Source organism: Roseateles sp. (assembly GCF_036404855.1).
Lineage (GTDB): Bacteria > Pseudomonadota > Gammaproteobacteria > Burkholderiales > Burkholderiaceae_C > Pelomonas.
This window is the reverse complement of the sequence record NZ_DASWYS010000355.1, coordinates 1-12,788: the sequence shown is the minus strand read 5'-3', so window position 1 is coordinate 12,788 and position 12,788 is coordinate 1. Positions and strand designations below refer to the sequence as shown.

Below are 12,788 nucleotides of genomic sequence, written 5' to 3'. Positions count from 1 at the left end.
GCCACGCGTGCTGCCTGGGCGCAGCGCCAGACCGACGCCAAGTTCATCCGTCCGGGCAAGGCCGAGTTCGCTGCCGTGCCCGCCGAATCCGTCGACTACGCCGTCATGGAGCGCTGCGCCGGGGGCGACATCCCGCTGCGCATGGTGCCGCTGGATGCCGGCTGGAACGACCTCGGGGCCTGGGAAGCCGTCTGGCAGGTGGCCGACAAGGATGAGCACGGCAACACGTTCGTCGGCGATGCGCTGATCGCCGACAGCCAGAACACCCTGGTGCATGCCACCAGCCGCCTGGTAGGCGTCGTGGGACTGAAGGATGTCGTCATCGTCGAGACGGCCGACGCCGTGCTGGTGAGCGACCGCGCACGCAGCCAGGAGGTCAAGCAGATCGTCAACCGCCTGGGTGCCCAGCACCGTGGCGAGCACTCTCTGCATCGCAAGGTGCACCGTCCCTGGGGCTGGTACGACAGCATCGACTCGGGCGAGCGCTTCCAGGTCAAGCGCATCATGGTCAAGCCGGGCGCGTCCCTGAGCCTGCAGATGCACCATCACCGCGCGGAACACTGGATCGTCGTCAGCGGCACGGCCGAGATCGTCAACGGCGACAAGACCATCATGCTGACCGAGAACCAGTCCACCTACATCCCCCTCGGCCAGATCCACCGCCTGGCCAATCCGGGCAAGGTGCCGCTGGAGATCATCGAGGTGCAGTCCGGCTCCTACCTCGGCGAGGACGACATCGTCCGCTTCGAAGACACCTACGGCAGAACATGAGCATCCTTGTCACCGGCGGCGCCGGCTTCATCGGCAGCAACTTCGTGCTGGATTGGCTGCGCCAGTCCGACGAACCCGTCGTCAATCTCGACGCGCTGACCTATGCCGGCAACCCGGAGAACCTGGCGGCCCTCAACGGCGACACACGCCATGTCTTCGTCAAGGGCGACATCTGCGACCGCGCGTTGGTCGATCAACTGCTGGCTGCTCACAGGCCGCGCGCCATCGTGCACTTCGCCGCCGAGAGCCACGTGGACCGGTCCATTCACGGCCCCGGCGCCTTCGTGAAGACGAATGTGGAAGGCACGTTCACGCTGCTGGAGGCGGCCCGCGCCTACTGGAACGGGCTGGAAGCCGATGCCAAACAGGCCTTCCGCTTCCATCACGTCTCGACCGACGAGGTCTACGGCTCGCTCAAACCCAGCGACCCGCCCTTCGCCGAGACCAACCCTTACGAGCCCAACAGCCCCTACTCGGCCAGCAAAGCGGCCAGCGACCACCTCGTGCGCGCCTGGCATCACACCTACGGCCTGCCCGTCGTCACGACCAACTGCTCGAACAACTACGGCCCCTACCACTTCCCCGAGAAGCTGATCCCGCTGATGATCGTCAACGCGCTGGCGGGCAAGCCGCTGCCGGTCTACGGCGACGGACAGCAGATCCGTGACTGGCTCTACGTCACCGACCACTGCAGCGGCATTCGCGCCGTGCTGGCCGACGGTACGCCGGGCGAGACCTACAACATCGGTGGCTGGAACGAACAGGCCAACATCGACATCGTCAAGACGGTCTGCGCGCTGCTGGACGAACTCAAGCCCTCGGCCGACGGCCCCTATGCACGCCTCATCACCTACGTGCAGGACCGCCCCGGCCACGACCGTCGCTACGCCATCGACGCCCGCAAGATCGAGCGCGAGCTGGGCTGGCGCCCCGCCGAGACCTTCGAGACCGGCATCCGCAAGACCGTGCAGTGGTACCTGGACCATCCTGACTGGGTCGCCCGCGTGCAGAGCGGCGCCTACCGGGACTGGGTCAGCCAACATTACGGTTCATGAGAATCCTATTGCTCGGCAAGGGCGGCCAGGTCGGCTGGGAGCTGCAGCGCTCGCTGGCCGTGGCCGGTGAAGTCGTCGCACTGGACTTCGATGACGGCGCCGACTTTACCCAGCCAGACGCCCTGCTGGCCAAGGTCCAGGCCGTCGCGCCGCAGGTCATCGTCAATGCGGCAGCCCATACGGCCGTCGACAAGGCCGAAAGCGAGCCCGAACTTGCCCGCCAGATCAATGCGAAGGCACCGGCGCTGCTGGCCATCGAGGCCAAGCGCACCGGCGCCCTGCTGGTGCACTACTCCACCGACTATGTCTTCGACGGCAGCGGCAGTCATGCCCGCAACGAGGAAGCTGCCATCGGCCCGCTGAGTGTCTACGGTGCCACCAAGGCCGAGGGCGAGGACGCCATCCGCGCCAGCGGCTGCCAGCACCTCATCCTGCGCACCAGCTGGGTGTTTGCGGCACGCGGCGGCAACTTCGCCAAGACCATGCTGCGCCTCGGCCAGGAACGCGACCAGCTCAAGGTCATCGCCGACCAGATCGGCGCGCCGACGGGGGCCGACCTGCTGGCTGATCTGACCGTGCCCATGCTGCGCGCCGCGCGCGTGAACCCCGCCCTGATCGGCACCTATCACGCCGTGGCCGGCGGCGCGACAAGCTGGCATGAGTACGCACGATTCGTCATCGAGTTCGCTCGCGCCCGCGGCGTGAACATCCGGGTCGCGCCGGACCAGATCCTTGCCATCCCGACCAGCGACTACCCGACGCCCGCCAGGCGCCCACTGAACTCGCGCCTGGCCACGGACAAGCTTCAGCAGCGCTTCGGCCTTCACCTGCCGCCCTGGCAACAAGGGGTCGAGCGCATGTTGAATGAGATTCTTTGAGCGACATCCTGCCGGAGACCCGCGCATGAGCACCCACAAGACCCGCAAGGGCATCATCCTGGCCGGTGGCTCAGGCACGCGCCTGCACCCGGCCACGCTGGCCGTCAGCAAGCAGTTGCTGCCGGTTTACGACAAGCCCATGGTCTATTACCCGCTGAGCACGCTGATGCTCGCGGGCATACGTGACATCTTGCTGATCAGCACGCCGCAGGACACGCCGCGCTTCGAGGCTCTGCTGGGCGATGGCTCCCGTTGGGGCCTGAACATCAGCTATTGCGTGCAGCCCAGCCCTGACGGCCTGGCCCAGGCCTTCATCCTCGGCCGCGACTTCGTCGGCGGCCACCCCAGTGCCCTGGTGCTGGGCGACAACATTTTCTACGGCCATGACTTCGCAGGCCTGCTGGACCACGCCACGGCACGCGACACCGGCGCCAGCGTCTTCGCCTATCACGTGACGGATCCCGAGCGCTACGGCGTCGTCGAGTTCGACGCCACACGACGCGCTCAGTCGATCGAAGAGAAGCCGAAAGCCCCCAAGAGCAACTACGCGGTCACGGGCCTCTACTTCTACGACGAGCAGGTCTGCGACATTGCCGCAGGCATCAAGCCCAGCGCACGCGGCGAGCTCGAGATCACCGACGTCAACGCCCACTACCTGCGCCAAGGCCAGCTCAACGTCGAAATCATGGGCCGGGGCTACGCCTGGCTTGACACCGGCACCCACGACAGCCTGATGGAAGCTGGTCAGTTCATCGCCACGCTCGAGAAGCGCCAGGGCCTGAAGGTCGCCTGCCCGGAGGAAATCGCCTACCGAGCCGGCTGGATCGATGCCGGCCAGCTGGAGGCACTGGCCCGGCCCTTGGCCAAGAACGGCTATGGGCAGTACCTGCTCAGGCTGCTGACCGAACGCGTTTTCTGAAGAAATGATCACCCCCTTGCTCACTTCGTTCTCTGCCGCCCGTAACGGCACCCAGGGCCCTGCGGGCGGCCGGTCAGGCCGTTGATGAAGGCCATTCCCACCGCGCTGCCCGAAGTCCTGCTGATCGAGCCCAAGGTCTTCGGCGACTCGCGCGGCTTCTTCATGGAGAGCTGGAACGAGGCACGCTTCAACGAGCTGCTCGGCTGCGAAGTGCACTTCGTGCAGGACAACCATTCGCGTTCTTCGCGCGGCGTGCTGCGCGGCCTGCACTACCAGCTCGACCCGCAGCCCCAAGGCAAGCTGGTGCGCTGCGTCAATGGCGCGGTGTTCGACGTCGCTGTCGATCTGCGCCGCTCCAGTCCCAACTTCGGTCGCTGGGTCGGGCACGAGCTTTCGGCTGACAACCAGCGCCAGATGTGGATCCCGCCGGGCTTCGCGCACGGTTTCTTGGTGTTGAGCGAGACGGCGGACTTTCTCTACAAGACCAGCGGCCGCTATGCGCCTGAATGCGAAGGCGCCGTGCGCTGGAACGATCCGGCCGTGGGCATCGCCTGGCCGCTTGAGGGCATCACACCGATACTGTCTGCCAAAGACGAGGCAGCGCCCCTGCTGGCCGGCGCCAAGACCTTCGACTGAGGCTCCAGGCCCTCGTCAACCACGGCCAATGCCGCTGTAGGCGATGCCCAGCGTCTTCATCAGCTTGGGGTCGTAGAGATTGCGCCCATCCAGGACGACCGGCGACTTCATCGAAGCCTTGATCGCGTCGAAGTCCGGAGTGCGGAACTCCTTCCACTCGGTCAACACCAGCAGCGCGTCGGCCCCCTCGATCGCGGCCTCGGCGCGCTTGACCAAGCGCACATCGTCGCGCGGTCCGAGCATGCGCGCCGCCTCGGGCATGGATACCGGGTCATAGGCCAGCACCGTTGCACCGCGCCGGGTCAACTCGTCGAGCACGACGAGGGACGGTGCCTCACGCATGTCGTCGGTGTCGGGCTTGAAGGCCAGCCCCCAGACGGCAAAGCGGCGTCCCGTCAGGTCCTCGCCAAAACGCTCCACCACCTTGTCGACCAGCACGCGCTTCTGACGCTCGTTGGCGGCCTCCACGGCCGTCAACACCTTCAGCGGCAGCCCCAGGTCGGCGGCCGTCTTCACCAGCGCCTTGACGTCCTTCGGGAAGCAGGAGCCGCCATAGCCGGCGCCGGCGTAGAGGAACTGGTAGCCGATGCGCGGATCGGAGCCGATACCGCGGCGCACCAGCTCGATGTCCGCACCCACCTTCTCCGCCAGCAGGGCCAGCTCGTTCATGAAGCTGATGCGCGTGGCCAGCATCGCGTTGGCGGCGTACTTCGTGAACTCGGCGCTGCGCACGTCCATGACTAGCATGCGGTCCTGGGCACGATTGAAGGGCGAGTAGATGGCACGCATCAGCAGCGTGGCCTGCTCGTCGTCCGAGCCGACGATGATGCGGTCCGGTTTCATGAAATCCTCGACCGCGGCGCCCTCCTTCAAGAACTCCGGGTTCGAGACCACCGCGAACGGCATGTCGCCGCGCCCGCGCGCGTCCAGCTCCTCCTGGATCGCCGCGCGCACCCGGTCCGCCGTGCCGACGGGTACCGTGCTCTTGTCGACGACAACCTTGTAGTCCGTCATGCGCCGGCCAATCGCCCGGGCCGCCGCGACGACGTACTGCAGGTCCGCCGAGCCGTCCTCGTCGGGTGGTGTGCCGACGCCGACGAAGAGCAGCGTGCCATGCTGCACGGCATGATCCACGTCCGTGGTGAACTGCAGGCGGCCAGCCGCGACGTTGCGACGCACCACCTCCTTCAAGCCCGGCTCGTGGATCGGGATCTCGCCCTCGTTCAGGATGCGGATCTTCTCGGGATCCACGTCCAGGCAGACGACGTGGTTGCCCATCTCGGCCAGGCACGCGCCGGTAACCAGACCCACGTAACCGGTGCCGATGGCGGTGACTTTCATGCCGTGTCTCGTTCAGTGAGGTAACGGCTTTTTAATGACCGCACATGACAGGCGCGTTGAAGCCGGGGACGGCCGCCAGCTTCAAAAAAAAGTCATGAAAAAGCCGCCCGCGGCCGGTACCGGGGCGGCTCTTGTCGACAGCTCGTTCGGCTGCGGTTCTGGTCAGACCTTGTAGTAGTCCCGATACCAGGCCACGAAGCGCTGGACGCCCTCAGGCACCGGCATCGCCGGGCGGAAACCCGTCCACTCGGCAAGCTCCTCCACGTCGGCGTGCGTGGCCGGCACGTCGCCATCCTGCATGGGCATGAAGTTCTTCACGGCCTCGCGGCCCACGGCCTGCTCGATGGCATCGATGAAGCTCATCAGCTGGATGGGCGCGTGGTTGCCGATGTTGAAGACCCTATAGGGCGCGCTCGACCGGGCGGGGTCGGCCTGGGCAGGGTCGTAGCCGGGGTCGGCCGTCGCGGTGCGGTCCAGAACGCGCACCACGCCTTCGGCGATGTCGTCGATGTAGGTGAAGTCGCGAATCATCTGCCCGTGGTTGAACACATTGATGGGCCGCCCTTCGATGATGGCCTTGGTGAACAGGAACAGGGCCATGTCCGGCCGGCCCCAAGGGCCATAAACGGTGAAGAAGCGCAGGCCCGTCGTCGGCAGGCCGAACAGGTGCGAATACGTGTGGGCCATCAGCTCGTTGGCCTTCTTCGTCGCGGCGTAGAGGCTGATGGGGTGATCGACGCTGTGATGCTCGGAGAACGGCATCAGCGTGTTGCCGCCATAGACGCTGGAGCTCGATGCGTAGGCCAGGTGCTGCACGCCGTTGTGCCGGCAGCCTTCCAGGATGTTGGTGAAGCCGACGATGTTGCTGTCGATATAGGCGTGCGGGTTCTCGATGGAATAGCGCACCCCGGCCTGGGCGGCCAGGTGGACAACACGGTCGAAGCGCTGTTCGGCGAACAGCCTGGCCATGCCGTCACGGTCGGCCACGTCCATGTGCACAAAGCTGAAGCCCGGGTTGGGCGTCAGACGAGCCAGGCGATCATGCTTGAGTTGCGGGCTGTAATAGTCATTCAGGTTGTCCAGGCCCACGACCTGGTCGCCCCGGGCCAGCAGGATCTGGCTGACGTGCATGCCGATGAAGCCGGCGGCGCCGGTGACGAGAATTTTCAAGCGATCCACCCAGGAAGAAAGAGGAACAGGACAAGGCCGGCCGATATTCTGGCTCAGCGGCCCGCCGGGATCAGCCCCTGGCGCCACCCGAATGCGCGATGGCGTGCAGCTCGTGGTGCAGGACCCAGGCCTGCCCCCCGAATGAGCCTCGCGGCAACAAGATCCCCCTCCTAGAATCCCGCCCCAACTTGAGCCCAGGCCCCTCGCCATGTCCAAACCCTGCATCCACCTGATTGCCGGCGCGCGTCCGAACTTCATGAAGATTGCGCCCATCGTGCGGGCCTTGCGCAGCAACGGCCGCCTGGACTGGAAGATCGTGCACACCGGCCAGCACTACGACCGGGACATGAACGACGTCTTCTTCGAAGAGCTGGGCATTCCCGCGCCGGACGTGCGGCTGGGCTGCGGCGGTGGCAGCCATGCCGAGCAGACGGGCAAGATCATGCTGGCCTATGAACAGCTGATCGCCGCCGAGAAGCCGCAGGCCTGCCTCGTGGTCGGCGACGTCAATTCCACCCTCGCCTGCTCCATCGTCGCCAAGAAGGCCGGCGTGCCCGTCATCCATGTGGAGGCTGGCCTGCGCAGCGGCGACATGGCCATGCCAGAGGAAATCAACCGCCTCGTGACCGATGCCATCACGGACTGGTTCTTCGTCACCGAACCCAGTGGTTACAACCACCTCCAGCGTGAGGGCAAGGACATGAGCAAGGTCTGGGACGTCGGCCACGTCATGGTGGACAACGTGCTCTATCAGGCCGACAAGCTCGCGACCCAGGACACCTCCGGCCTGGAGAGCGACGCCTTCAAGCGCCAGCACTCCCGTTATGCGGTCGTCACGCTGCACCGCCCGAGCAACGTCGACAGCGCCGAGGCACTCGAGAAGGTGGCGACCGTGCTGCGCCGCGTCGGCCAGGAACTGCCGCTGGTCTTCCCGGTGCACCCGCGCACGCGCGCCAACATCGAGAAGTTCGACATCGACCTCGGACCCAACGTGACTTTGATGGGCCCGCAGGCCTACATGAGCTTCCTGCATCTGTGGAAGGACGCCGTCGTCGTGCTGACCGACAGCGGCGGCCTGCAGGAGGAAACCACGGCCCTGGGCGTGCCCTGCGTCACGATCCGCGAAAACACCGAGCGTCCCGTCACCGTGGACGAAGGCAGCAACGTGCTCGCCGGCACCGATCCCGACAACGTGATCCACCACGCTCTGCAGGCCATCGCCGGCAACGGCAAGAAGGGCCGCCGTCCCGCTCTGTGGGATGGCAAATCGGCCGAGCGCATCGTGGCGGTGCTGGTGGAAAAGCTGGACGCCTAACCAGGCCAGACACCGGCGTCCTTCGACGCTTCACCGCAAGACAGCCGGATGTCAGCAGGGGTCAGGTGTGGATTCGGTCACCCGATCACCGATGGTTACCCTCCAGCGCGCCCCATTTCCAGTGGAGTTGAACAAAAATGGCCGCAACGACCTGCGTCAGCTTTTTCGCGCAGATCGCTCTGGAGTTCCGAGAATGCTGGCCGTTCGCCTAATCCCCCTGTCTTGCTGCGTGCTTGCCGCGGCGCTGTCGCTCACCGCCTGCCAACAGCCCCAGCAGCGCGGCACGGCCGACATCGAGGAGCAGCTGCGCCGCGAGCCCTCGTCCGCCGGCGCCGCGACCTGCACCACCTTGCCGGCCGACTGGCTGTCGAACATGCCGACGCACCAGCGGCTCATCGAGCCGGACGATTGCAGCGTACTTTCCAGCACGCCGCTGTTCTCCTGGGCGGAAGCCCGTGACCGCCTTTCCAGCGCCACATACGGCCTGAGTGTGCGCCGCGCCGGCGGCAGCATCGTGTACAGCCTCTCCGGCATCGCCGAGCCCCGGCTGCGCATCACTCAGCAACTGGCAGCCGGCGACTACGAGTGGGCGGTCAATTACATCAACACCAAGGGCGCCCTGGTCACCACCAGTTGGCGCCGCTTCACGATCGCAGCCGTCGCGGCACGTGCCACCGTGTCCGCCCTGTCCGCCACGGCGAGTACCGAGACCACCGCCGCACTCACGATGAGCGAGATGCCAGACGGCGCCACCATCGCTACCCAGGTGATCGCGCGCGCGCGTCCGCGCATGCTGGCGTCCGGCGCCAGCTACTCCTCCTTGCGCAGCACGGCCCTGCTGGCGGAGAACCTTCCCGCCCTGGCCCTGGTCCGCGGCCGGGCCAACTGGGCCCTCACCCAGGCCATCCCCGCCAACCCCGATGGCAGCGGCTCGACCGTGGGCACAGCGAACCTGGCCCAGGTCCAAGCCACTCGCAATCTCGTGCAGACCACGCGTGGCGAGCGCTTCAACATCGAGAACCTGGCACTGGTAGGCCGTCTTGATGGCAATGCCACCATGCTCGCGCAGGCCAAGGCCCGCGTGCTGAACCTCGCGGGCTGGAATCCGACCGGCCAGACGAGCGAAACGAATTCAGACCAGTCCAACCGTGAGATCTACCTGGTGCTGGCGGAAGGCCTGGACCTGTTCTGGAACGACTTCACGGCCGCTGAGCGAACCCGCATCGTGACCGCCCTGCGCACCCGGGTGCTGCAGACGACGGCATCGCTGCAACTGCTCAACAAGGAACCGTTCGACTCGCACGGCCAGACCAACCTGCGCTACGTCACCCAGACCCTGATGCTGGTGATCGGCGCCGCGGACTTCCCCGAGGCGCCCAGCATGCTGGCGCGTTACTGGGATCTCAGCCTCTACAACCTCGAAATCTGGGGCGCCGATGGCAGCTTCGGCAATGGCATCGCCTACGCCTGGTACAACTTCACCGGCACGGTGCCCTACGCCGCCGCGGTACGCGTCATTTCCGGCGTGAACCTCTACCAGCTGGCGACGTTCAAGCGGGCCGGCGAGCAGCTCATGGCGTTCACGGCACCGGCCTGGCTCCAACCCAGCGCCTTCGGCGACGAGATGGAGACGCGAGACCTGTACAACGTCTACAGCCCGGCGTACATGCGCATGCATGCACGTCAGTCCCGCGATCCTCGCGACAGCTGGTACCTGCAGGCGCGTGCCGCCAACATGACCAAGCCGGATGACGCCAGTGTCTGGGACCTGCTGCTGCTGGGTGCCGACGCGCGGGCTCTGCCCGCTCCCGTGGCGCCGACGGCCAACGACTGGTTCTCGACGGACACCGGCCTGGCTGCCATGCACACCGACATCAGGCGAAGCGACCGCACCTCGGTGTTCTTCCGCTCCAGCCGCTTCGGTGCGTACAACCACTCGCACGCCGACCAGAACTCGGTGGCCTATGTCTCGCAAGGCCTGCCGCTGCTCATCAATGCAGGCTACTACCCGTACTACAACAGCCCGCACCACAAGAGCACTCGCGCCACACGCTACGCCAACTCGCTCACCTACGACGGCGGTTTCGGCCAGAGCGAGAGTTCGGCCGGCGCGGCCAAACCCACGGACCCCTTCCACAGCATGGACTCCAGTGGCTCGCTGATCCTCGCAAAGACGCAGGGCACGTACGCCGCTGTCACGGGCGACGCCACGCTCGCCTATCGCGGCGTGCATCCGACCTATGGCACCTGGGTGCCCGCGCTGACCAATGCCGTGCGCAGCGTCGTGGTGGACAAGGCCAACGGAGTCACCCTGGTCTACGACTGGGCCACCAGCGCGACGGCTCGCCAGTGGGAGCTGAACTTCCACTCGCCCAACGCCTTCGTGGCCGATGCCGCCAACGTGCGCGCGGTCAATGGGGCGGCATCGGTCTGCCTGGACCGATACGGCCCCACGACCTCGTTCAGCCAGACCACCGCCTGGGATGTTGCACCCGAGACGGCTCAGCCGGCCCAGTCGCATGGCCGCTTCACGGTCCTGGCACGCACCGCAGAGTTCGCCCATCTCACCGTGCTGCGAGACAGCTGCCGCAACGTGCCAGTCCAGGTTCAGCGCGCAGGCACGCAGGTGGTCGTCAGCGTGGCTGGCGGCAAGGCCGTCCAGTTCGACAAGCGCCTGGTCGCGCTGCCGCAATAGGCGCGTCAGCCAAGAGGGGAGACGGGCCTCATCAGCCCGTCTCGAGCTGCACGAAGGTGAAGCCCCCATAGGCGCTTCGCGCCGTCTCATGCACAGGCAGGTGCGCCAGCATCGTGTACAGGAAGGCCGGATCGGCGTAGATCACCCAGATCTTGCGCGGATGCTGTCGAAGCGACTCCGCCAAGTGTTCACTGAAGCCGCGCATCACGTCGGCCGCGAACGGGTTGTACAGGAAGAATACGCAGTCGCTGGGACCGAACTCGGCCTGCGTCACGTCGGCACACTCCACACGCACCTGACTGCCTGCCGGCAGCCGTTCGCGCACCAGCGCCAGATTGCGCTCGGCCGCCTCCACGAGTTCCGGCGCGAAGTCCAGTCCGCGCACGTTCCGGAACCCCTCCAGCGCGGCGGTGATCACCACCTTGCCCTTGCCACAACCTATGTCGTTGAATCGCAGCTCGCGTGGTGCCGGGCAGCGCTTGAAGGCATGACGCAGGGCCCGGGCGCGCGTCATCACATAAGGCTTGGCATCTCCCTGCTTGTCGGGGCTCAGCACCTGCAGTTGGCTTTGCGGCACCGCCGCGGTCGTGTCCGTCCCGAGCCTCAGGTCGAAGAGCGCATCCTCGGCCATGCTCAACAGCGTCTGTGCGCTGCGACGTGCCCCGAGGCGGGTGGCGCTCACCCAAATCCGACGCAGAAGCGTCGTCATGCGGCGGGGAACTCGTGCACGACCGCGGGCAGCTTGCCGGCCGCCGTACGTTCGATGCGGTCGACGCACCGGATCTCGATGTCGATGTCTGGCCCTGTGTAGCGGCGGGCCACGGCCTCGACGTCACCCGTGGAAATGCTCCAGCCCTGCTGGAACTGCAGCAACAGCTCGGCGTGGCCCGGCTTGTTCTGGCGCCATTGGCCTGCCACCAGTCCGGGCAGGTTGTCGAACACATTGGCCGGCATGAAGACGCGATGGCCATCGAACCCGTACAGCACATCCTGGCCACGGCCCAGCACTGCACGCACGCGCGGGAAGGCACGGCCGCACGGGCAAGTGCCGCAAGTCTCGGGCTCCATGAGCACCCGGTCGTTGAGTCGGTAGCGCAGCAAGGGCATGGCTCGATTGTCGAACCCCGTGCCGATCAGGTCCTGTCCCTCCTCGGCCCCCTGCCACTCCACATAGCCATAGTCGCTGAGCAGGTGATAGTTGCCCTCCTCGCAGGTGCCGATGGCCGCCACCCGCTCGAAGGCGCCGTACCAGTCGAACACGCGGCAGCCGAACACGCGCTCCAGCAGCTGGCGCTGGGCCGGCAGCAAGGTCTCCGACGAAGTCACGATGGCCTTCAGCCTGCGCGGGCTGCCCGAGCCCTGGCCATAGCGGCGGCCTTGCGCGGCCAGCACGGCCGCGATGAACGCCATGGCCGAAGGGTAGGCCTGGATGGCCACGGGATCGAAGCGCTCCAGCGCCTCGACGTACTCGTCCACCCGCGCCGGCGTCAGGTGGTAGCTCGACAGCATCAGCAATCGGTCCGCGCGGTTCAGGCGCCAGAACGTGCCCTGCTGCTGGTCGGCCGGCACGATCTTGTCGCCGCGCAGCCAGGCGCGCCGATCGCCGGGTTGGACGCCCGCCCACTGCAACTGCCGCCAGATGAAGGCGTTCTCGCGCACGATGGAGTGCAGGTCGCGCCACCCTGCCAGATGGCTGCCCGTGGTGCCGCTGCTGGTGCTGCGGAATCGCGGACCGATACGTGCGTCGGAACACAAAGCCTCGCCGGCGGCCTGGACCTGGGTCTTCTCCAGGATGGGCAGCGAAGCCATCTGCCGCAGCGATGTGAAATCGCGCGGCTCGAAGCCCAAACGGGAGAACAGTGCCCGGTAATACGGCACTTCGCTGCCGGCCTGCACGAGCCGCTCCCGCAGGCGCGCCACCTGCCAGGCCTCCAGCTGCTGGGCATCCATGCGCTCCGTGCGCGACAGATCCATCAGCTCATCCTGCATGCCGCGGCCCTCGCGCAGC

At 66.5% G+C, this 12,788-nt stretch carries 11 protein-coding genes; 7 read left to right on the top strand and 4 right to left on the bottom strand.

The window, feature by feature from the left end:
* The 5 genes from VGF12_RS23800 to rfbC form a co-directional block, all read left to right on the top strand.
* Positions 1–771: mannose-1-phosphate guanylyltransferase/mannose-6-phosphate isomerase (locus tag VGF12_RS23800; RefSeq protein ID WP_331178529.1), on the top strand; the 771-nt coding region annotated here is incomplete at its 5' end.
* The gene (gene rfbB, locus VGF12_RS23795; RefSeq protein ID WP_331178528.1) at positions 768–1,826 is read left to right on the top strand and encodes a dTDP-glucose 4,6-dehydratase; all 1,059 of its coding nucleotides are present in this window, start codon (positions 768–770) and stop codon (positions 1,824–1,826) included. The genes VGF12_RS23800 and rfbB, both read left to right, overlap by 4 nt.
* Complete coding sequence (gene rfbD / locus VGF12_RS23790; RefSeq protein ID WP_331178527.1) at positions 1,823–2,704, top strand: dTDP-4-dehydrorhamnose reductase; 882 nt, start codon at positions 1,823–1,825, stop codon at positions 2,702–2,704. The genes rfbB and rfbD overlap by 4 nt, the downstream gene beginning before the upstream one ends.
* A gap of 25 nt (positions 2,705–2,729) precedes the next feature.
* Complete coding sequence (gene rfbA, locus VGF12_RS23785) at positions 2,730–3,623, top strand: glucose-1-phosphate thymidylyltransferase RfbA (RefSeq protein WP_331178526.1); 894 nt, start codon at positions 2,730–2,732, stop codon at positions 3,621–3,623.
* 84 nt (positions 3,624–3,707) lie between these two features.
* A complete protein-coding gene (gene rfbC / locus VGF12_RS23780; RefSeq protein ID WP_331178525.1) occupies positions 3,708–4,259 on the top strand; it encodes a dTDP-4-dehydrorhamnose 3,5-epimerase in 552 nt (183 codons plus the stop codon).
* 15 nt (positions 4,260–4,274) lie between these two features.
* Here rfbC and VGF12_RS23775 read toward each other — a convergent pair whose 3' ends face one another.
* Positions 4,275–5,600, bottom strand: coding sequence for a UDP-glucose/GDP-mannose dehydrogenase family protein (locus tag VGF12_RS23775; RefSeq protein WP_331178524.1), 1,326 nt, complete (start codon positions 5,598–5,600; stop codon positions 4,275–4,277).
* 162 nt (positions 5,601–5,762) lie between these two features.
* Complete coding sequence (locus tag VGF12_RS23770; protein ID WP_331178523.1) at positions 5,763–6,770, bottom strand: NAD-dependent epimerase; 1,008 nt, start codon at positions 6,768–6,770, stop codon at positions 5,763–5,765.
* 208 nt (positions 6,771–6,978) lie between these two features.
* Between VGF12_RS23770 and wecB the strand changes: the two genes are divergently transcribed.
* Together wecB and VGF12_RS23760 are read left to right on the top strand one after the other, a co-directional pair.
* The gene (gene wecB, locus VGF12_RS23765; RefSeq protein WP_331178522.1) at positions 6,979–8,085 is read left to right on the top strand and encodes a non-hydrolyzing UDP-N-acetylglucosamine 2-epimerase; all 1,107 of its coding nucleotides are present in this window, start codon (positions 6,979–6,981) and stop codon (positions 8,083–8,085) included.
* Positions 8,086–8,278: 193 nt separating this feature from the next.
* A complete protein-coding gene (locus VGF12_RS23760) occupies positions 8,279–10,780 on the top strand; it encodes a heparinase II/III domain-containing protein (RefSeq protein ID WP_331178521.1) in 2,502 nt (833 codons plus the stop codon).
* Between the two features lie 31 nt (positions 10,781–10,811).
* Here the strand turns inward: VGF12_RS23760 and VGF12_RS23755 are convergent, their stop codons facing one another.
* Together VGF12_RS23755 and VGF12_RS23750 are read right to left on the bottom strand one after the other, a co-directional pair.
* Positions 10,812–11,489, bottom strand: coding sequence for a class I SAM-dependent methyltransferase (locus tag VGF12_RS23755; RefSeq protein ID WP_331178520.1), 678 nt, complete (start codon positions 11,487–11,489; stop codon positions 10,812–10,814).
* Positions 11,486–12,788 (bottom strand): hypothetical protein (locus VGF12_RS23750; protein WP_331178519.1); only part of this gene is annotated, 1,303 nt, incomplete at its 5' end. The genes VGF12_RS23755 and VGF12_RS23750, both read right to left, overlap by 4 nt.